Consider the following 18,673-nt stretch of genomic DNA (forward strand, 5'->3'; position numbering starts at 1 on the left):
CTCCGGTTTCAGGCGAAGCGTGCTTTTCAGTCTTCATTACGGCCGCGTTGCGGTCTGCTCCGCCCAATTTTTGGCGCACATTGTGGCTGCGTCGTAACTACCGCGTTCCAGCGCATACAAAACAAGCACGTTTCCCCGATTTCTGCCTTTAAAATCGAGGAAACGTGCTTGTTTTGTTCGTCTACGCCGAGAACCGGCTCCGAATTAGCGCGTAGGCGCCGCTTCCCTCGGAGCCTGCTGGGCCGTGGCCGGTGCCTGCTTAGTTGGCACCAAGTCGGTAGGCTCCTGGTTCTGATCGGCGGAAGGTCGCTTCGCAGCGGCATGGCCGGTGAGTTTCTCTTCCTCTGCCTTTTCGACCGTGTGGTGCTCCGTGCCAGCTGGCTCCTGGGCTGGGGTGTCGGTAATCTTGCCCGCATCTTCATGCACGGAAGGCTCCTCAGGCGAAGGCTGTGGAGTGGACGGACCAGTGGTGGCCGGCGGGGTGGTGCCGCCCTGGTTGCTCTGCGGGGCACCAGTAGCCTGCGAGCCGTTCTGGTTGCTCGGGTAATCAGGCGTTAGACGCTGATTTCCCTGGCCGGTGCCCTGACCACCCTGGGTGGTGGTATTGCCCTGCGAGGCGGTGCCCTGCGGGGAGATATTCTCCGGACGGTAGACCTTGGTGGGCTGGGTTGCTGCCTGTGGGCGCACTACCGCATTAGGGGCGAGAAACGGATCGTTGTTGTGCGGCTGCTGGTGCTTGGCATCACCGGATGAGGCAGTAGATGTCGTGGTGCGCGAGGAGTGCTTCTTCGAGGGAGAGCGGTCCGTGGAAGAAGTGGTGGTCTCCTCGGCTGCGGTGTGGGTCGGGGAGACGGAGGTGGTCGCGGACTGATCCGCGGCATTGGAATAGTTGGCGCTTGGCGAGCTCATGCGCCAGACGGCGACTCCGACGACGGCCGCGGCGATCAGTCCGGCCACAATGAACACGTAGACGCGGCGCGAATCTGGCTTCATCGTGGCTGTCCTTTCTATGAGGTGGGCGGTTTCAGCCCAAGGAGGAGGGCGATACAGCGCCCCGGTAACAAGTTGGTAACGAGACTATCATGTTTGGGAAACATTGCGACGGCGTCGCAATTCTGTGATAAGTACACAAAAAGGCAGTTCACGGGCGTAGAAGGCCATGCAAACCTTTTCATCGTCTTCTTTCTTTCACTAAGAAAGCGTGTATAAATGGCGCTGAAAGCACCGAAGGAGTCAAAAAGTGAGTACTTGGGACGAAGATATTTTCAGCACGGACCTCAACGTCGATTTCTTGGACGAGATGGCAAACCTCGATGAAGAAGGGGTAATTCGCGCCGTCGAGGATGCCTGCGAGGTCGCACACAGCAAGCCAAAACTCAGCGAAGAAGAGGAGCAGAATGCTCAAGCGGCGGCCACCATTGCTGCCATTTGGGCTGGTGCGCCCTTTAGCGCAGGCGAAGTAGTCGAAGACTACCCCTATATTAGGGAACTGGTGGGCTCTGGCAGCGAGACCCTGACGGAAAATGCCCTCGAGGTGCTTGAAAACGTCGAGGAAGAATATGACCTCGAGCCATTCATTGAGGCCCTGTCCTAAGCCGAACCTGCTGCCCGCGGCAGCGGCCGCGCGAGAGCGGCCCCGCGGGTGAAATAACAGAAGGGAAGATAGCCCACACCTATGCTGATCAGCATCGAAGGCATCGACGGTGCCGGTAAAAATACGTTGGTCTCCGCACTTAAGGAGTCGTTGGACCGGCCCGTAGAGGTTATTGCCTTTCCGCGCTATGCAGACTCGATTCACGCGCAGCTAGCGCAGAAGGCACTCTATGGAAAGATGGGCGACCTCACGGATTCGGCTTATGCCATGGCGACGCTATTCGCGTTGGATCGCTATGGCGTAAAGGACCAGCTGCAGCGCGCCAAGGATTCGGACACTGTGGTGCTCCTGGATCGTTACGTGGCTTCCAATGCCGCCTATTCGGCGGCGCGGCTCGAAGACGATGCGGTGATGGAGTGGGTGCACGATCTGGAATTTGGCACTCTCGGCCTGCCGCAGGCGGACCTGCAGGTGTATTTGGATACGGCGGTAGAGGTGGCGTCGGAAAGAGCGCAGGCACGAGCCCAAGCAGACGCCAGCCGGGAACGCGACCGCTACGAACGCGATGGTGGGTTGCAAGAACGCACCGCCGCAGCCTACCGGCGCTTGGCAGATGCGGGCTGGGGTGGACGCTGGATCGCTACCGCCGATGCGGATACTATTATTTCAGCGATAAAAGACCTTGTAGGAGAATAGAACGTGGCGCCCAAGATTTTGGTTGTCGATGACGATCCGGCTATCTCAGAGATGCTGACCATTGTGCTCGAGTCCGAGGGACTCAAGCCCATTCCGGTCATGGACGGCAATGACGCTGTTCCTGCCTTTGAGCAGCACGAGCCGGACCTCATCCTGCTGGACCTCATGCTTCCGGGCATGAATGGCGTAGATATTTGCCGTGCCATCCGCCGCGAATCCTCCGTGCCCATCGTTATGCTGACCGCCAAGACCGATACGGTTGATGTGGTGCTCGGCCTTGAATCCGGCGCGGATGATTACATCACCAAGCCATTCAAGCCTAAGGAGCTCATCGCCCGCATCCGTGCCCGCCTGCGCCGCACCGATTCTGCGGAAGCTGAAATCCTGGAGGTTGCGGACCTTGTCATCGACGTGCCGGAACATACCGTGCGCCGCACCGATGGCACCGAGCTGAACCTGACCCCGCTGGAGTTTGACCTGCTACTGGAGATGGCGCGCCGCCCCGGCCAAGTGCATACGCGTGAATCGCTGCTGGAATCCGTGTGGGGCTATCGCAATGCTTCTGATACCCGCCTGGTAAACGTGCACGTCCAGCGCTTGCGCGCCAAGATCGAGCACGATCCGGAAGACCCGCAGATCGTGCTGACCGTGCGCGGCGTGGGGTATAAGACCGGCAAGGCCGGCGCCGGGGAGTAAGGATCATCGGAATCATTGAGCGTCTAAGGCGCATTCGAGACGCCTTTATTACAACGTGGCGCACCTCTTTGCAGGCGCGCGTCATTGGCATGATTTTGGTCGCCTCCTCGGTGGTCATGATCATCTTGGCCTACGCGCTGGTGTCCGTGCTTACCCAGCGCCTGGTCAGCCAGAAGGAAGACGTGGCCCAACAGGAGCTGGAGCGCGCCCGCACGGCCGTGGAACAGCAAATTGATGCCACCAGTTCTGCTAACTCCGTCCAGGTGCGCATCAACTCTGCGCGTGCTGCGTTGGGCCAGCTCTCCGCCCAACAGGGCGATGCCCAAGCGGTCTATGAACCAGTCATCGTGGTGGAAAACCAGGATGGCTCTGTTACCACTTCGCCCGAGGATTTCCCCGTGCCGGATCAGCTGCGGGAAATGGTGGATCAAGGCCAGATTGCGCAGCAGTATTTCCCAGCTCCGCGCGAAAATGGTGATCACTACAACGCCTTGCTAGTAGGCACGCCTACCGATACCGATATTCCCCATACTCAGGTCTACCTGGCGCTGTCCATGGAGTCGGAAGAATCCACCATGGCGTTGATGCGTGGCCTGCTCTCGGCAGCCGGCGTAGTGGTCGTGGTGTTGCTGGTGGGCATTGCCTGGCTAGCCACCCAACAGGTAATTACGCCGATTCGCTCGGCCTCGCGCATTGCGCAGCGTTTGGCGGCGGGTCATTTGAAGGAGCGCATGGCCGTCGATAGCGATGATGAGATGGGTCGCTTGGCCGCGTCCTTCAATAACATGGCCGATAAGCTTTCCTCCCAAATTGCACAGCTGGAGGAGTACGGCGATTTGCAGCGGCAGTTTACTTCTGACGTCTCCCATGAGCTGCGCACCCCATTGACCACCGTGCGCATGGCCGCGGACATGATTGAGGCGGAGAGCGATAGTCTGCCGTACGGTGCCCAGCGCGCTTCCCGCTTGATGTCGAGCGAACTCGACCGCTTCGAGGAATTGCTCGCGGACTTGCTGGAGATTTCTCGCCACGATGCTGGTGTGGCGGATTTGTCTACGGCAGCCATTGATCTGCGCTCGTGTGTGGAGGCGGCCTACGGGCAGGTGGAGCATTTGGCCCGCGAGCTCGACGTGGAGGTCCGGCTCAACCTGCCGGAGGAGCGCATCGGAGTCGAGGCCGATTCCCGCCGCCTTGAGCGCATCTTGCGCAACCTACTGGCCAATGCCATTGACCACTCGGAGGGCAATCCAGTGGCGGTAGACGTCGCAGCCACGGACACTGCGGTGGGCGTTACTGTTACGGACCATGGCGTGGGCTTAAAACCTGGCCAGGAAGAGCTGGTATTCAACCGCTTCTGGCGTGCGGATTCTTCCCGCAAACGCCATTCTGGCGGCACCGGTTTGGGCTTGGCTATCGCCCGCGAGGATGCCGTCCTGCACGGCGGCACGCTAGATGCCACCGGCTACGAGGGATTTGGTTCTCGCTTCCGCCTCATTATTCCACGTACCCCGAATACCGAGGTGGGCGAGGCTCCCATCGCTGTGGAGATTCCCGGCGCACCCGTCACCAGCACTGCGGATGGTAGTGAGCTGGCAGAATCGCGACCAGAACCCGATGCTGCGGCTGCAGAAGCACCGGGCCCTGGCGCCGCCGAGCCGGATGGCGGGCCCGCCTCTGCAACGCCGGCCATTTCATCCGGCATGAGCTCACCGCACGTCGAGAAGAGTGACAGGGACACCGATGGTGAGGTAGAAGGCGATGGCATCCTCTGGCCTTCGGAACGTGAGCTTAACCGCGGCGCGGCCGCCCCGGACAGGCGCGCCTATAAGGCCCCGGACTTTGAGGGCAGGAGGAAATAAGCGTGTTGAGAGCGAAGTATCGCAAGACCGCAGTTGTCGGCACCGCAGCGGCCGTGGTTTTTGTCAGCGGTTGTTCCACCCTGCCGAATAACACCGGTCCGCAAGTAGTCGGTACCTACCAGCAGCAACCGGAAGGCCCGGAAGAAGTCATTGCACCGCAACCCGGCGATGACCCGGACTTGACGTTGCGCGATTTCTACCAGGCTTCCGCCGTGCCGGGAAACGATCATGAGGTCGCGCGCGGCTTTCTGACCGATAACGCCCGCGAAGCCTGGGACGCCAGCGGCGATGTGATGGTGGTCGATAGCTTGGACATCGTTACCGCGCCCGCTAGTAAGCAAAGCTCGAGGGATAATGAGCGCGCCTTCACGGTGCGCGGCACCATCATCGGCCGCCTTAAATCCGGCGGTGCGTACGTGCCGGAAAATGAGGGCTACGAGGCCGTCATCTACATGAAGAAGCAAGACGATAGGTGGCGCGTCGATGGCTTGCCGGCAGGGGTAATAATGGAGCGCAATGAAATGCGCAATCACTACACCCCACAATCGCTGTACTTCTTTAAGCAGAGCAACGATGTGTTGGTTCCAGACCGCCGCTGGCTGTATAAGGGCGGCGAACAATCGGAGTCGACGCTCCTTACGCTGCTGATGGAGGGACCTTCATCTAGCATTGCTCCCGCTACCCGCCGGGCAGCGGGGGAGAATGTCACCTTCGCCGGCTATGACCGCGAACAGGGCTACCAATTCGAGGGCCTTGCTGACCTAGACGCCCAAGATCGCACGCTCTTTGCAGCCCAGCTAGTGTGGACGCTCACGGAAGCCGGCCATACCGGCCCCTTCAAGGTCAAGGCCGATGGCGGTGACTTGGTGGAGGGCATGGATAGCCTCAGCGTGGATGACTTCGCGGACTATAACCCGGAGGAAAGCAGCACCTCTTTGTCTAAGCTCTACGCCCTCAATGAGGGCAACCTGCTCGAGGTGGACGATGGTGTGGCCGAGCCCGTGAAATCCACGCTGGGCAGCAGCGGTGACGTGCAATCCGTAGATGTTGCCGATAGCGGCCTCGTTGCGGCAGTGCGCCGCAAATCCAATAATGACTTCTCGCTGCAGATAGGCGAGCTTGACGGCCAACTGCAGGATTCGGTGGAGGGCCCCACACTGGCACGGCCGGCCTTCGAGTACAACGGGCAAGCCGCCTGGACCGTGGTTGATGGCGATCGCATCGTGCGCGTGGTGCGTTCCAAGACTACAGGTCGCATCTCCGAATCCGAGGTGGATGCCCGCAGCATCGACGATATCGAGGGCGAAATCTCCGTCATCCGCTTGTCCCATAGCGGTGCGCGCGTGGCCATGATTATTGATGGCCACGTGTACATCGCGGCCGTTGCTCAATCCAGCAGCGGCGATAAGCGCATCGTCAACGCCCGCGAGGTTGGCCCCGAAGTATCCGGTTCGGCACTATCGCTGGACTGGAATGCGGATGGCTCGCTCATCGTGGGTACTTCCTCGAGCCAGTCGCCCGTCTGGCGCATTGAGCAGGATGGTTCTTCGGCGTCGACCATGCCTACCGGTAATATCACCGCCCCCGTGGTGGCCGTGGCAACCTCGCCCACCAAGCTCTTCATTACTGATTCTCACGCCATGCTGGAGCTTCCTTCCACCGTCATGGACGAAACCAATTGGCGCGAGGTCTCCGGCCTGCAGGGTCGGCGTTCTTCCCCTATCGTTTCTAATTAGCCGCGAGAGGTCCTGCGCGGCTGGGGAGAGGCGATTATGGGCTTGGGGGAGCTTATTTTTCCGCGTGCGTGCGCTGGGTGCGGCGCGCCGGGTGAGGTCTTGTGCCCACCGTGCCGCGATCACCTGCGGCAGCCGCCCTATATGGTGGCGCGGCCCCGGCCGCTGGGCGCGCCTGTCTATGCTCTCGGCCCCTATTCCGATATTCGCCGCCGCATCATCATTGGCATGAAGGAGCGTGGCAATCGGCCGGTGCGCGAGTATGTGGGGGCCGTCTTCGCGGCCGGGCTGGCTCATTTGAGCGCCCGCGGCGATATCCCGCGCGAGTTCACCCTCGTTCCCGCGCCTACTCGGCCGCGTTCGGCGCGGGCACGCGGGGGAGATCCGGTGTCCGCTGTGTGTCACACCGCGGCGCAGCACCAGCGCGTGGGCGTGTGCGCGGCGCTTACTATGGGCCAGTCCACCGCGGACCAGTCCGAGCTCAACGCGCAGGATAGGTGGGCCAACCTGCAGGGCCGAGTCCGCGTGCGCGTGCCTATTGCTCGGGCGCCTGCGCTGCTTGCCGACGACGTCATTACCACCGGCGCCACCCTTGCCGCCAGCATCGCCGCCCTGCAGGCCACGGGTGTAGAAGTCTGCGGGGCATTGGTCTTTGCGGATGCCTAGATAGGGCCGGTACCTACCCTCGAGGTGGGGGAGCGGACTGAAAATCCACCCTCTCAGGTCATAACCAGTGCTATCATGAGGAGTATCACAGAGAGGTAGTTACTGTGATTGATTCTAGTCCCACTACTCAAGGGAGGCATCTCAATGTCCCAGCCAAACAAAGCTCAGGTAACGATTACGGGCCGCAACGTTGAGGTCCCCGAACACTTCCAAGAGCGAGTTAATGACAAGCTGGCCAAAATTGAACGCCTTGACCCCACCCTGACCTTCTTCCATGTGGAGCTACAGCACGAACCTAACCCGCGCCGTGACTCCGAAGCGGAGCGCATTCAGATTACCGCTACCGGTAAGGGGCACATTGCCCGCGCCGAAGCCAAGGAAGATTCCTTCTACGCAGCGCTTGAAACCGCCTTGGGCAAGATGGAGCGCTCCCTGCGCAAGGTGAAGGTTCGCCGCGAAAACGTCAAGGGCGGTCACCGCGCGCAGAAGGGCACCGGCGAGATTGCCGCTGAGATGGTGGCCCAAGCCGAGGCTGAGCGCGCCAAGGAAGAGCGTTACGTCGACCCCTATGCTGAGACAGTGGAGGACGTTCGCCCAGGCCAGATCGTGCGTACCAAGGAGCACCCGGCTACCCCGATGAGCGTGGATGATGCCTTGAGCGAGATGGAGCTGGTGGGCCACGACTTCTTCCTCTTTATTAATGAGGAGAACAATAAGCCGTCCGTGGTCTATCGCCGCCACGCCTACGACTACGGCATTATCTCCCTATCGGAAGATGCTGAAGCTTAAAGAAGCTTCTACTTCTCTTAGTTATTGACCCTGCTGCGTCTATGCAGCAGGGTCGAATTTGTGGTTAGGGGAGGGCCGCCGGCAAGCAGGTTCCGGGGGATATACAGGCTGAACGGAGGCTGTGCGCCTGCCCTATGTGCTAGGCGGGAGATGCTTTGTGAAAGCGAGTGAGTACAATAGCGACGAGTTAACTTTATTGTCGCGACTAGAAGGACTAACTAACCGTGTTTGGACTTTCCAAGCTGCTGCGCGCGGGCGAGGGCCGTACGGTCAAGCGCCTGGGCAAAATGGCAGACGATGTAATTGCCCTTGAGGATAAGTACGCGGAGCTTTCGGACGACGAGCTTAAGGCAAAGACCGACGAGTTTAAGACTCGCCTGCGAGACGGCGAGGAGATGAACGATATCTTGCTCGAGGCTTTTGCCACCGTCCGTGAGGCTGCCTGGCGCGTCCTCGATCAGAAGCACTACCGCGTGCAGATCATGGGCGGTGCGGCCCTGCACTTCGGCAACGTCGCCGAGATGCGCACCGGCGAGGGCAAGACCCTGACCTCGCTGCTACCGGCCTACCTCAACGCCCTTGATGGCAAGGGCGTCCACATCGTGACCGTTAACGATTACTTGGCAAAGCGCGACGCCGAGATGATGGGCCGTGTCCACCGCTGGCTTGGCCTGTCCGTGGGCGTCATCCTGTCCGAGATGCGCCCGCCAGAGCGTAAGGCTGCCTACGATTGCGACATTACCTACGGCACCAATAATGAGCTGGGCTTTGACTACCTGCGCGATAACATGGTCCGCTCCCTTAATGATGTGGTCCAGCGCGGCCACAACTTCTGCATCGTGGACGAGGTTGACTCGATCCTTATCGATGAAGCCCGTACCCCACTCATCATCTCCGGCCCGGTTGACGGTTCCTCTCAGTTCTACAGCGTCTTTGCCCAGCTAGCACCGCGCATGCGCGAAGGCATCCACTACGAGGTGGACCACAAGAAGCGCACCATCGGCGTGCTGGAGGAGGGCGTGGAATACGTCGAGGATCAGCTCGGCATCGATAACCTCTACGCCCCCGAGCACTCCCAGCTGGTGTCCTACCTGAACAACGCCCTGAAGGCCAAGGAGCTTTTCACCCGCGACAAGGACTACATCGTTCGCAATGGCGAAGTCATGATCGTGGACGGCTTCACCGGCCGCGTGCTGGCCGGACGCCGCTACAACGAGGGCATGCACCAGGCCATTGAGGCCAAGGAGCAGGTGGAGATCAAAAACGAGAACCAGACCCTGGCTACCGTTACCCTGCAGAACTACTTCCGCCTGTACGAGAAGATCTCCGGCATGACCGGTACGGCAGAAACCGAGGCTGCCGAGCTGCACTCCATCTATGGCCTGGATGTGGTGCCTATTCCTACCAATAAGCCGAATCAGCGTGCCGATCACTCTGACCGCATCTACAAGACGCAGGAAGCTAAGTTCGCCGCAGTGGTGGACGATATTGCCGAGCACGTCGAGTCCGGCCAGCCGGTTCTGGTCGGTACCACCTCCGTGGAGCGCTCCGAGTACCTGTCCCAGCTGCTGTCTAAGCGCGGCATCAAGCACAATGTGCTCAACGCTAAGCACCACGAAGAAGAGGGTCAGATCATCGCCCGTGCGGGCCGCCCCGGCACCGTCACCGTGGCTACCAATATGGCCGGCCGTGGTACCGATATTGTGCTCGGTGGCAACCCTGAGGTCATCCTCGATGAGAAGCTGCGCGAGCGCGGCCTCGATCCATTCGAGGATGAAGAGAAGTACCAGGAGGCCTGGGAAGCAGAAATCGATTCCGAGAGGGAGCGCTCCAAGAAGCTGGGTGACCAGGTGCGCGAGGCCGGTGGCCTCTACGTACTGGGTACCGAGCGTCACGAGTCCCGCCGCATTGACAACCAGCTGCGTGGTCGTACCGGCCGCCAGGGTGACCCAGGCGAGACCCGCTTCTACCTGTCCATGCGCGATGAGTTGATGGTGCGTTTCGTGGGCCAGTCCATGGAGAATATGATGAACCGCCTCAATGTTCCGGACGATGTCCCCATCGAGGCCAAGATGGTCTCCAACTCCATCAAGGGCGCCCAGGCCCAGGTGGAGAACCAGAACTTTGAGATGCGTAAGAACGTCCTTAAGTACGACGAGGTGCTCAACGAGCAGCGCAAGGTGGTCTACGCTACCCGACACGACATCCTTGATGCCGGCGATATTCAGGACAATATTCGCGGCATGATCGATGACACCGTGTCCGCGTATGTCGCTGGCGCTACCGCCACCGGCTATGTGGAGGACTGGGATTTGGACGCGCTGTGGAATGCGCTGGATTCCCTCTACGGCCCCACCATTTCCCATGAGGAGCTGGTGGAAGGCTCTGAATATGGTTCCCCGGGTGAGCTTTCTGCTGAGCAGCTTCGCGACGCCTTGGTCCAGGACGCCAATAATGAGTACGACAAGCTCGAAGAGTCTGTGACCGCTATTGGCGGCGAGCAGCAGATGCGCAATACTGAGCGCATGGTCATCCTGCCGATTATTGACCAGAAGTGGCGCGAGCACCTCTATGAGATGGACTACCTCAAGGAGGGCATCGGCCTGCGCGCGATGGCGCAGCGCGATCCGCTGGTGGAGTACCAGAAGGAGGGCGGCGAGATGTTCAACGCCATGAACGATGGCGTGAAGGAAGAGACCGTCCGCCAGCTGTTTATGCTGCGCAAGCAGTTCAAGCAGCAGGAAGAGGAGCAGGCCGGCGAATCCGCTGCTACCGCTTCCAGCAACGGTGAGGGCACCGTAGAGGCCTAGGCCTCGGCGTCCTTCCTCCAACCCCGCCCCGCCCCCGCTCGTGATAGTGGGCGCGGGGCGGGTTTCTTTTCAGGAAAAAATGAGTAGAATATAAGAAACCTGTCCATTCTGCTTATTTCCTGTGAGGAGCTCCACTGACGATGCGCCGCCGCTCTTTGCGTCTCGGTATTACGACGCTCCTGTCTGCCACCTTGCTCGGTGGCGCCACGCCGGCCGTGGCCTATGAGATGCAGCGTGAGTCTGCCACCTCGTTGCGCATCATTTTGGATTCGGGCGAAAAAATTGAGCAGAATAACGCAGCCGCGGCCATCCTGGCCATTGCTACCCAGCGCAAGGAAGCATTGGTGGCCGATGGAATTTTGTCTCAGGATAAGGCGGACGCCGCCTTCGAGTACTACTTTGGCAAAGCCCGGCTCAATACAGCTCGCACCGATGGCAATATTTATTCCACGCCGCTGGACTTCCCGTGGGAGCCAGAGGGACGGCCGCAATCCCTAGACGGCAAGCAGTACACCGAAGCGGCCGTACTGGATTACCTCGACATGCTGGGCGCCAACTATGCCCAGGCGGTAATTCGCGCCGAGCTGGGTGAATTCACCAAGGATGTGCCGCAGATTCCCGCCGGCCACGCGGCGACCTCTCCGCGTACCCAGCTGCTGACCATCGGGGATACAGGCTCCGCCTTCCCAGATGAGTTTCCGGCTTATGCGTCGGCGTTGCGCGATATTGTCACCATTACCAAGCAGGTCAATGCGCCCTTGGAGCAGGCCGCCGCGTCGCACCATGTTGTGGGAACCGTGCGCACGAATGCGACGGCGAACGAGCCTTCCGGTCTATCCGCCTTTGAAGGCGGCCTTCTGGCCACCGGTTTAGCGGCGCTGGCCAGCGCCGCCGGATTCGGATGGTCCGCACTCAACTGGTCCGAGATTCTTTCTCACCTGGGCCAGTTCTTTTCCTAGGCGCCAAGCCCTGCCCGCAGGGCTAAAGCAAGCGGAATGACGTTAAACCGGTGGGGCTCGCCGAGCCAGTAAATGCATGCTGCTGTTGGCCTATGTAGGCGGAGCCAAAGTACTCGCCATTGGGCCGCGCGTGCAGGCTGGTCAATTGCAGTTTGTCCGTGGCGTAGGGGCTTGTGCGCCGGCGGACCCACGAGCCAATGTGTAGACGGATGGCATCCGAATAGCGCGCGGAATTGAGGTGGGCTAGCGGGCGATAGCCGGCGGCTACCTCGAGCGCGAAGACTACCCAGCCTTGGATGCGGTGTTGGGCGGCGACTTCCGCGGACGTCGGCAAGCGGCCATAGCGCACGCGGTGGGGCGCAATGAAGAGTTTGAGGTGCGAGTAGCCAGGAATGGGCTGGTACATGGTGGGGAAGTAATGCTCCTGCATAAGGGCAGGAGGCGGACGCGTGATAATTGTCTCATGCCCGCCCCAAGCCCGCCATTTCTGAGGGTTTCCTGAAAGGGGTAGGCGCGAATGCGCGCGCGGTTCGCTATACTCTCGGGGAGTTAAAGAGAATCGTAACCAAAGGATTTAAGTACATGCGTGGTCTAATTGTTGACTATGTCGGCGTCCTTGATGGCACCGAAGAAGACAACCGCCGCTGGAAGGCGCTGCTGGCCGCCGCCAAGGCAAATGGCGCAGCAACCGCCATCCTGTCCAATGACCCAGGCGGACCAGGCGCGGAGCACATCCGCGAGTGGGAGTACCGCGGCAACGTCGACGCAGTCGTTCTCTCCGGCGAGGTGGGGGCGGAAAAGCCTGAGACCGCTGCTTTCCAGGCGGCCGCAGATGCCCTAGAGCTGCCGCTCAATGACTGCGTCATGATCGATGATTCCATCCTCAACGTGCGCGCCGCTGTGGAATCCGGCATGGTGGGCTTTTTGTACACCAGCTTTGATCGCGTCTCTGTAGAAATCCAGGCAGTCTTCGATATTGAAGGTGAATTTTAGTGGCTAAAGCCCGCGTTTATATCCCCGCGACCTACGCCATGCTGGCGGAACTGGAAGAAACCGGCTCCCTGTCCGCACGCTCCGGCTGGGGCTTTATGGTGACCCCTGCGCTGCAGGAGTTCTATACCGAGGGCGATGAAGAAGAAATCGCCTACTCAGCATTCCTCGAGGCCTCTATGGCCTCCATGCGCCTTTTGGCCATTGGCGATGAAGAGAAGTTCCCGCACCGCCGCGTGGTTATCTCAGTAGACTTGGATGATTCTGTCCTCACCCCGCGCCCGGATATGGGCGAGCCGGTGGTAGAGCTCAAGCCCGCGCAGTTCAGCAAGGATGACCTAGCGGCCATCCACGTGGATATTGCAGAGTCCGAGGACACCACAGCGAAGGCCATCGAGGCTATCGATACCGCAGACCTTGGCGATGAGGATGCGGAGCTGGCTGTAGGCGATGCACTGGATAAATTCATGGCCTTTTATCACCCCACCGAGCTGCCGTTCCTGGTAGAACTGCTCTAAATACTCAAGGAGACGATATGACTCAGCGGTTCAAGAACATCGCTGCGGCCACCGTTACCGCCGGCGCAGCCCTCAGTGCCGCGCCGGCAGCCCTGGCAGATACCACCCCAGCTGCGGATGCGGCTGCCGACGCCGTGCCCACCACTCCGTGGCTAGCACTGCTAGAGACCTCGTCCCAGGGCACCTGGGGCCAGATCCTCGATGTGGTCTTTGGCATCATTGATGTCCTGCTCGGCTTTATTGCCGATACCGGCTTCCACCTCTAATTTTCCCAGTCCACGTTGGTGCGCAGGGCCTCGAGTAGGCCGCGCACCGCGTCGCGCCGCCGCGCACTGGCGGTATCAGGGGGGATAAGTGCAGGGTCATCGAGGCCGCATTCTGGATCCGCAGGCGGGCCCATATGCGTACAACCGCGGGGGCAGTCCTCGATGGTTGCGGCAAGGTCTTCAAAGACGCCAAGCACGTCATCGGCATCCACGTGTGCGAGGCCAAAGGAACGAATGCCTGGGGTATCGATAATCCAGCCGCCGGTGAATGCATCCTCGGCGGGGAGGGGGAGCGCCACCGATTGGGTGGAGGTGTGCCTGCCTTTGCCGACGCCCGATACTTCCCCTGTCTCCCTATCCGCATCCGGTACCAGTCGGTTGACCAGGGTGGATTTACCCACGCCGGAATGTCCGATGAGCGCGGTGACGTGGCCGTCGATGTGGTCGCGCACCGCCTCAAGTCCGTCTTCGACGCCGGCTTCCACCACCGTGACATTAAGATCGGCGAACTCGGCCGCAAAGGGGGCAGGATCCGTGAGATCGGTTTTGGTCAGGCACAGGATGGGGTGGATATTGCCCACAAACGCAGCGATGAGGGCGCGCTCGACAAACCCAGAGCGCGGCGGCGGATCGGCCACGGCGGTGACGATGAGCATCTGGTCCGCATTCGCCACCACGATGCGCTCATAAGGGTCGGTATCATCGGCCGTGCGCCGGAGGACCGAGGTGCGCTCTTCCAGCTTCACAATGCGCGCTAGGGTGTCCTTCTTGCCGGAGGTATCGCCCACCACGCCCACGCGGTCGCCCACCTCGATGGCAGTGCGGCCCAGCTCACGGGCGCGCATGGCGGTAACCCGGGGCCCATCATCCAGCGCGACGCCCCAGCGCCCACGGTCTTTGGTTATGACCATGCCGAACTTGGCATTTTTGTGCTTGGGGCGGTCCTTAGTGCGCGGCCGCGAGCCCTTGCCGGGGCGCACGCGCACGTCGGATTCATCGAAAGAACCGAAACGCCTAGCCATTGCTCTCCTGTTGCTCGGGGTCCACCATCGTCTCCCACATGCGGTCGAAGCCGGGCAGGGTCTTCGCGGTGGTGGCAATGTCTTCTACCTCTACGCCCGGTACCCGCAGGCCGATAATCGCGCCCGCGGTGGCCATGCGGTGATCCGCGTAGCACGGCCACTCCCCGCCGTGGAGAGGGGCGGGGTCGATGTGCAGGCCGTCGGCAAGCTCGGTGACCTTGCCACCGAGGGCGTTGATATTATCTGCCAGCGCCTTTAAGCGGTCGGTCTCGTGGCCGCGTAGGTGTGCTATGCCGGTAAGTGTAGAGGGGGTGTCTGCTAGGGCGCACAATGCCGCGACGGTGGGGGTGAGCTCGCCAATATCGCCCATGTTGCGCTCGATGCCCTGCAGCGCGCCGTCTTTGGCGCCCTTGGCAGTGACAAAGCCCGGCTCTTGGGTGACCATGACACCCATATCCACCAAAATATGCCGAATGGCGTCGCCCGGCTGGGTGGTATTGGCAGGCCAGCGCTTAATGGTCACGCGGCCGCCGGTGACGGCAGCGGCGGCAAGGAAGGGCGTGGCATTGGAGAGATCCGGCTCGATGGTCCACTCTCGGCCTGCGATCGGACCGGGGTGCACGGTCCACGTATTCTCGCCGGAGTCTACGCACACGCCCGCTTGTCGCAGCATGCCCACGGTCATTTCTACGTGCGGCATGGAGGGCAGGGGAGCGCCTTTGTGGGTGACGGTAATGCCCTGTGCAAAGCGCGCACCGGCCAGCAAAAGTCCGGAGACGAACTGCGATGACCCAGAGGCATCAATGGTAACCTCGCCGCCTTCCGGCGCTCCGTGCGAGCACACGCTAAAAGGCAGGCTATCGCCGTCCACCTCGACGCCGAGCTGGCGCAGTGCATCCAGGGTGGTGGACATGGGGCGGGCGTAGGCCTGCTCGTCGCCGTCGACAAGCACGGAGCCCTCAGCCAAGGCCGCAACCGGCGGGATAAAGCGCATGACCGTGCCGGCCAGGCCGCAGTCCACCGTGGCACCCTTAAGCGGGCCTGGGGTGACGTGGATATCCTCGCCGTCGTGCTCGAAGCGCACGCCCATAGATTCCAGGGCCTTTTCCATCAGCTGCGAATCGCGCGAGACGAGCGGCGCGCGCAGGGTAGAAGGGCCATCGGCCAACGCCGCCAGAATGAAAGCGCGGTTGGTAATAGACTTCGAGCCCGGCACGTGCTGGGCCCACGTAATGGGGCCTGCCGCTTGCGGGGCGGACCATGGTTGAGACATATCGTCCATAATAGAGGGCATGTGCGGAAGATTCGTTCTTTTTACCGAGTCCCTTCTTGATGAGGTGGGAGCGCTGCCCGGAATTACTGAGATCCATGCCCCACAAGGCACCCCAGGCCCGCGCTGCAATATTGCGCCCACCCAGCCGGTGGCGATGGTGCGCGTGCGCGAAAGTCTCGCCCAAGTCGACCCTGCGCGGTGGGCACTGCTGCCGAACTGGAAGAAGGACCTGGACGGCCCGCCGCTGTTTAACGCCCGGGCGGAAACGGTGGCCACCAAACCCTCCTTCCGGCATGCCTTTAAAGGGCAGCGCTGCCTTATCCCCATGAACGGCTACTACGAATGGCACCAAGAAGAAGGCGGCAAGCAACCCTATTTCGTCCGCGCGGAAGAAGGCCTGTTGTGGGCGGCAGGCCTGTGGGACACCGGCCTAGACCGCCTGTCTGCCACGATTGTCACCACTGCAGCTACGGAAGAAATGGAGTGGCTGCACCACCGCCTGCCACGCTTCTTGGCGGCCGAAGAAATGCGTACCTGGCTGGAGGGTAGCCCCGAAGAAGCCGCTGAGCTGCTCTTGCCGACGCCCCTGCGTGGCTTCCACACCAACCCCGCCGACAAGGCTGTGGGCAGCGTATCCAACGATTATCCGGAGCTACTCGGCGAGTAGATCGGCAAAGCTAGCAGAGCACAGCTCTGCGAGGTCCTCCGCATTGAGCTCGATATCTAGCCCGCGGCGCCCGCCGGAAATAAAGACGGTATCGAAAAGCACGGCGGTTTCCTCAATGACCGTGGGCAGCGGGTTCTTCTGTCCCAGTGGGGAAATGCCGCCGGGAATATATCCGGATGACTTGGACGCGTCATGCGGATCCGCCATGGCGGCCTTAGAAACGCCGTGGGCGGCCGCGGCCTTCTTAAGGCTCAGGTGGTGGGTGGTAGGGATTACGCACACCGCCAACTTCCGCTTGGGCCCCTTGCCTGCCGTTAAATCGATGACCAAGGTTTTGAGCACGCGTTCCGGCTCTACCTCGAGGGCCGCCGCGGCGTGATCGCCGAAGTGATCCTTGCCCGCCTCAAAGGTGTACACATGGTGGCCTACGCCGGCGTTTTCCACGACTTTGAGCGCTGGGGTGGCTGCATGCGGGGACTTTTTGGACATGCCTGGGATTCTAGCGCTACGCGTTAGGATAGAAATTGTGGCTAAAGAAACAATCAGCGAAAAGGAGCTGCAGCGCCGCTTCGAAGCGGAAGCGCTGCCCCTGCTAGATCAGCTCTACGGCGGTGCCCTGCGCATGACGCGCAACCCGCAAGATGCTGAGGACCTCGTGCAGGAGACCTACCTCAAGGCCTATAAGTCCTTTCATTCCTTCAAGCAAGGTACAAACCTTAAGGCTTGGCTGTATCGCATCATGACCAATAACTACATCAACTCCTACCGCAAGGCGAAGCGCCGGCCCACTGAGTCCTCGGCCGATGACCTGAGCGATTTTCAGCTCTATACCACTGCTGGGCACGATTCCACTGGCCTAGAATCCGCCGAGGTAGCTGCGCTTAAGGACATGCCAAATGCCACCATTTCAGAGGCCATGAATGACCTGCCCGATGACTACCGGATGGTGGTGTACTACGCGGATGTAGAGGGCCTGGCGTATAAAGAAATTGCAGAAATTATGGATACTCCACTGGGCACGGTGATGTCCCGGTTGCACCGGGGAAGAAAATTGCTCCGGAAAGCGTTGAAAGACGTGGCACGAGAACAAGGCATTGGATTAGAACACCCAGACATGGAGGAGAAGTAATGGACCGCGCAACGGAACACAACTGTGGTGCGTGTAGCTCCCCAGAGGTACAGGCCCTCCTGTGCGAGCTTCTCGATGAATCGACTACCTATGCCCGCGCACTCGCTATCCGCGAGCACATCGCCCAGTGCGATTTCTGCCAGCAGCGCCTCGAGAGCGAGGAGATTATCCGCTCCCTAGTGCGCAACTGCTGTAACGGCCAGGCTAAGGCGCCGCAGGCGCTGCGCCGCCGCATTTCCGTAGAAATCACTCGCATCGACACGGCGTGGTAGGCACTGTTGCTCACCCGCTGTGGTGGGGTCTGGTCTCATGATCTTTCAACTTTTTGTTTGAGTCCATACTGATCGGGCCGAATTGAGGGCGGAAGGGCCGAATTGAGACCCCAATGTGTTCAATTCGGCCCGATCACATTGGACTTAAGGCACGGAGTGGTCAAGTGGGCAGCTAGGAGACGACATCGATGTGCGTCTGACATAGCAAAAGCCCGGTTCTACGGTCGAAGTGACCGAGGGAACCGGGCTTTGAGTAATGCTGTGCGTTATGCGCCAGGACGCTTGCCGTGATTAGCGGACTTCTTGCGGCGATCCTTGCGCTTGCGACCACGCTTGCTCATTGCGCACTCCTTCGTTGAACTTTATTCAACTGTAGCGGCTAAGGGCGCCGAAACGAAAATTGGGGGCCGTTTATTAAGCGGAAACGCGAGCGCGGCCACGGCCGCGGTTGCGGCGACGCTTGAGGGCGCGACGCTCCTCTTCAGACAGGCCGCCCCAGACGCCGGCGTCCAGGCCGGATTCCAGCGCCCACTTCAGGCAGGAAGAGGCAACAGGGCAGCGGTTGCAGACCAGCTTGGCCTTAGCGATTTGGGTAAGTGCAGGACCAGAATTGCCTACTGGGAAGAACAGCTCGGGGTCTTCGTCGCGGCAAACAGCTTCGTGGCGCCAATCCATGATTGATATCTCCTAACAAAAATTCGACAGCAGTAAGCACAAGCGCTTTTCATGAAAAT

At 60.6% G+C, this 18,673-nt stretch carries 22 protein-coding genes; 15 read left to right on the forward strand and 7 right to left on the reverse strand.

All coding sequences use genetic code 11. From position 1 onward, the window contains the following. Nucleotides 1–204 precede the first annotated feature (204 nt). On the reverse strand, nt 205–993 hold the full coding sequence (locus BKN05_RS07635) for a hypothetical protein (RefSeq protein WP_286688340.1): 789 nt from the start codon (nt 991–993) through the stop codon (nt 205–207). Between the two features lie 247 nt (nt 994–1,240). On the opposite strand from BKN05_RS07635, the gene BKN05_RS07640 reads away from it, so the two are divergent. From BKN05_RS07640 to BKN05_RS07680, 9 genes are all read left to right on the forward strand, one after another. Next, nucleotides 1,241–1,594 carry a DUF4259 domain-containing protein gene (locus BKN05_RS07640; protein ID WP_286688341.1) on the forward strand — a complete coding sequence of 118 codons (354 nt, stop codon included), beginning with the start codon at nt 1,241–1,243 and terminating at the stop codon, nt 1,592–1,594. 81 nt (nt 1,595–1,675) lie between these two features. Beyond that, nucleotides 1,676–2,290, forward strand: coding sequence for a dTMP kinase (locus BKN05_RS07645; protein ID WP_284844703.1), 615 nt, complete (start codon nt 1,676–1,678; stop codon nt 2,288–2,290). A 3-nt stretch (nt 2,291–2,293) separates the two neighbouring features. Continuing rightward, complete coding sequence (gene mtrA, locus BKN05_RS07650; protein ID WP_284767931.1) at nt 2,294–2,986, forward strand: MtrAB system response regulator MtrA; 693 nt, start codon at nt 2,294–2,296, stop codon at nt 2,984–2,986. Nucleotides 2,987–3,075: 89 nt separating this feature from the next. Next, nucleotides 3,076–4,845, forward strand: a complete 1,770-nt coding sequence (gene mtrB / locus BKN05_RS07655) for an MtrAB system histidine kinase MtrB (RefSeq protein ID WP_396334662.1) — start codon at nt 3,076–3,078, stop codon at nt 4,843–4,845. A 2-nt stretch (nt 4,846–4,847) separates the two neighbouring features. Beyond that, nucleotides 4,848–6,581: an MtrAB system accessory lipoprotein LpqB gene (gene lpqB, locus BKN05_RS07660; protein WP_286688342.1), complete on the forward strand. Its 1,734-nt coding sequence runs from the start codon at nt 4,848–4,850 to the stop codon at nt 6,579–6,581. Between the two features lie 36 nt (nt 6,582–6,617). Beyond that, nucleotides 6,618–7,244, forward strand: coding sequence for a ComF family protein (locus BKN05_RS07665; protein ID WP_225745818.1), 627 nt, complete (start codon nt 6,618–6,620; stop codon nt 7,242–7,244). 144 nt (nt 7,245–7,388) lie between these two features. Continuing rightward, entirely contained in the window at nt 7,389–8,033 is a 645-nt protein-coding gene (hpf, locus tag BKN05_RS07670) for a ribosome hibernation-promoting factor, HPF/YfiA family (protein ID WP_286688343.1), read from the forward strand. A gap of 224 nt (nt 8,034–8,257) precedes the next feature. Next, nucleotides 8,258–10,843 (forward strand): preprotein translocase subunit SecA, encoded by a 2,586-nt coding sequence (gene secA, locus BKN05_RS07675; RefSeq protein WP_286688344.1) that lies wholly within the window; start codon nt 8,258–8,260, stop codon nt 10,841–10,843. Between the two features lie 140 nt (nt 10,844–10,983). Then, a complete protein-coding gene (locus tag BKN05_RS07680; protein WP_286688345.1) occupies nt 10,984–11,802 on the forward strand; it encodes a hypothetical protein in 819 nt (272 codons plus the stop codon). 22 nt (nt 11,803–11,824) lie between these two features. Here the strand turns inward: BKN05_RS07680 and BKN05_RS07685 are convergent, their stop codons facing one another. Then, a complete protein-coding gene (locus BKN05_RS07685; protein ID WP_286688346.1) occupies nt 11,825–12,208 on the reverse strand; it encodes a hypothetical protein in 384 nt (127 codons plus the stop codon). A gap of 176 nt (nt 12,209–12,384) precedes the next feature. Between BKN05_RS07685 and BKN05_RS07690 the strand changes: the two genes are divergently transcribed. Genes BKN05_RS07690 through BKN05_RS07700 form a run of 3 tightly spaced genes read left to right on the forward strand, consistent with a single transcriptional unit; the run spans nt 12,385 to nt 13,576 of the window. Beyond that, nucleotides 12,385–12,795, forward strand: coding sequence for an HAD-IA family hydrolase (locus tag BKN05_RS07690; protein WP_225745814.1), 411 nt, complete (start codon nt 12,385–12,387; stop codon nt 12,793–12,795). Then, a complete protein-coding gene (locus BKN05_RS07695; RefSeq protein ID WP_396334661.1) occupies nt 12,795–13,310 on the forward strand; it encodes a DUF6912 family protein in 516 nt (171 codons plus the stop codon). The genes BKN05_RS07690 and BKN05_RS07695 overlap by 1 nt, the downstream gene beginning before the upstream one ends. Before the next feature lie 17 nt (nt 13,311–13,327). After that, nucleotides 13,328–13,576: a hypothetical protein gene (locus BKN05_RS07700; RefSeq protein WP_225745813.1), complete on the forward strand. Its 249-nt coding sequence runs from the start codon at nt 13,328–13,330 to the stop codon at nt 13,574–13,576. On the opposite strand, the gene rsgA is transcribed toward BKN05_RS07700, so the two are convergent. Beyond that, nucleotides 13,573–14,598, reverse strand: coding sequence for a ribosome small subunit-dependent GTPase A (gene rsgA, locus BKN05_RS07705; protein ID WP_225745812.1), 1,026 nt, complete (start codon nt 14,596–14,598; stop codon nt 13,573–13,575). The genes BKN05_RS07700 and rsgA overlap by 4 nt on opposite strands. Next, nucleotides 14,591–15,892, reverse strand: a complete 1,302-nt coding sequence (aroA, locus tag BKN05_RS07710) for a 3-phosphoshikimate 1-carboxyvinyltransferase (RefSeq protein ID WP_286688347.1) — start codon at nt 15,890–15,892, stop codon at nt 14,591–14,593. Before aroA ends, rsgA begins: the two co-directional genes overlap by 8 nt. Between aroA and BKN05_RS07715 the strand changes: the two genes are divergently transcribed. Beyond that, entirely contained in the window at nt 15,891–16,538 is a 648-nt protein-coding gene (locus BKN05_RS07715) for an SOS response-associated peptidase (RefSeq protein WP_286688348.1), read from the forward strand. The genes aroA and BKN05_RS07715 overlap by 2 nt on opposite strands. On the opposite strand, the gene ybaK is transcribed toward BKN05_RS07715, so the two are convergent. After that, nucleotides 16,524–17,027, reverse strand: a complete 504-nt coding sequence (gene ybaK / locus BKN05_RS07720; protein WP_049378769.1) for a Cys-tRNA(Pro) deacylase — start codon at nt 17,025–17,027, stop codon at nt 16,524–16,526. The genes BKN05_RS07715 and ybaK overlap by 15 nt on opposite strands. A 37-nt stretch (nt 17,028–17,064) precedes the next feature. Between ybaK and BKN05_RS07725 the strand changes: the two genes are divergently transcribed. Further along, nucleotides 17,065–17,667, forward strand: a complete 603-nt coding sequence (locus BKN05_RS07725; protein ID WP_005326558.1) for a sigma-70 family RNA polymerase sigma factor — start codon at nt 17,065–17,067, stop codon at nt 17,665–17,667. Continuing rightward, nucleotides 17,667–17,939: an anti-sigma factor gene (locus BKN05_RS07730; protein WP_005326557.1), complete on the forward strand. Its 273-nt coding sequence runs from the start codon at nt 17,667–17,669 to the stop codon at nt 17,937–17,939. Before BKN05_RS07725 ends, BKN05_RS07730 begins: the two co-directional genes overlap by 1 nt. A gap of 266 nt (nt 17,940–18,205) precedes the next feature. On the opposite strand, the gene BKN05_RS12700 is transcribed toward BKN05_RS07730, so the two are convergent. Next, nucleotides 18,206–18,280, reverse strand: coding sequence for a 50S ribosomal protein bL37 (locus BKN05_RS12700; RefSeq protein WP_100067784.1), 75 nt, complete (start codon nt 18,278–18,280; stop codon nt 18,206–18,208). A 73-nt stretch (nt 18,281–18,353) separates the two neighbouring features. Further along, a complete protein-coding gene (locus BKN05_RS07735) occupies nt 18,354–18,614 on the reverse strand; it encodes a WhiB family transcriptional regulator (protein ID WP_005322377.1) in 261 nt (86 codons plus the stop codon). Nucleotides 18,615–18,673: the final 59 nt, after the last annotated feature.

The sequence above is a fragment of the Corynebacterium sp. S5S1 genome (assembly GCF_001913985.1).
GTDB classification, from domain to species: domain Bacteria; phylum Actinomycetota; class Actinomycetes; order Mycobacteriales; family Mycobacteriaceae; genus Corynebacterium; species Corynebacterium marquesiae.

What these genes read in the sequence shown, in the direction of transcription:
- BKN05_RS07635 (WP_286688340.1), bottom strand. Translation starts at nt 993, where the DNA reads ATGAAGCCAGATTCGCGCCGCGTCTACGTGTTCATTGTGGCCGGACTG.
- BKN05_RS07645 (WP_284844703.1), top strand. Translation starts at nt 1,676, where the DNA reads ATGCTGATCAGCATCGAAGGCATCGACGGTGCCGGTAAAAATACGTTG.
- mtrB (WP_396334662.1), top strand. Translation starts at nt 3,076, where the DNA reads ATGATTTTGGTCGCCTCCTCGGTGGTCATGATCATCTTGGCCTACGCG.
- BKN05_RS07665 (WP_225745818.1), top strand. Translation starts at nt 6,618, where the DNA reads ATGGGCTTGGGGGAGCTTATTTTTCCGCGTGCGTGCGCTGGGTGCGGC.
- hpf (WP_286688343.1), top strand. Translation starts at nt 7,389, where the DNA reads ATGTCCCAGCCAAACAAAGCTCAGGTAACGATTACGGGCCGCAACGTT.
- BKN05_RS07680 (WP_286688345.1), top strand. Translation starts at nt 10,984, where the DNA reads ATGCGCCGCCGCTCTTTGCGTCTCGGTATTACGACGCTCCTGTCTGCC.
- BKN05_RS07685 (WP_286688346.1), bottom strand. Translation starts at nt 12,208, where the DNA reads ATGTACCAGCCCATTCCTGGCTACTCGCACCTCAAACTCTTCATTGCG.
- BKN05_RS07690 (WP_225745814.1), top strand. Translation starts at nt 12,385, where the DNA reads ATGCGTGGTCTAATTGTTGACTATGTCGGCGTCCTTGATGGCACCGAA.
- BKN05_RS07700 (WP_225745813.1), top strand. Translation starts at nt 13,328, where the DNA reads ATGACTCAGCGGTTCAAGAACATCGCTGCGGCCACCGTTACCGCCGGC.
- rsgA (WP_225745812.1), bottom strand. Translation starts at nt 14,598, where the DNA reads ATGGCTAGGCGTTTCGGTTCTTTCGATGAATCCGACGTGCGCGTGCGC.
- BKN05_RS07715 (WP_286688348.1), top strand. Translation starts at nt 15,891, where the DNA reads ATGTGCGGAAGATTCGTTCTTTTTACCGAGTCCCTTCTTGATGAGGTG.
- aroA (WP_286688347.1), bottom strand. Translation starts at nt 15,892, where the DNA reads ATGCCCTCTATTATGGACGATATGTCTCAACCATGGTCCGCCCCGCAA.
- ybaK (WP_049378769.1), bottom strand. Translation starts at nt 17,027, where the DNA reads ATGTCCAAAAAGTCCCCGCATGCAGCCACCCCAGCGCTCAAAGTCGTG.
- BKN05_RS07730 (WP_005326557.1), top strand. Translation starts at nt 17,667, where the DNA reads ATGGACCGCGCAACGGAACACAACTGTGGTGCGTGTAGCTCCCCAGAG.
- BKN05_RS07735 (WP_005322377.1), bottom strand. Translation starts at nt 18,614, where the DNA reads ATGGATTGGCGCCACGAAGCTGTTTGCCGCGACGAAGACCCCGAGCTG.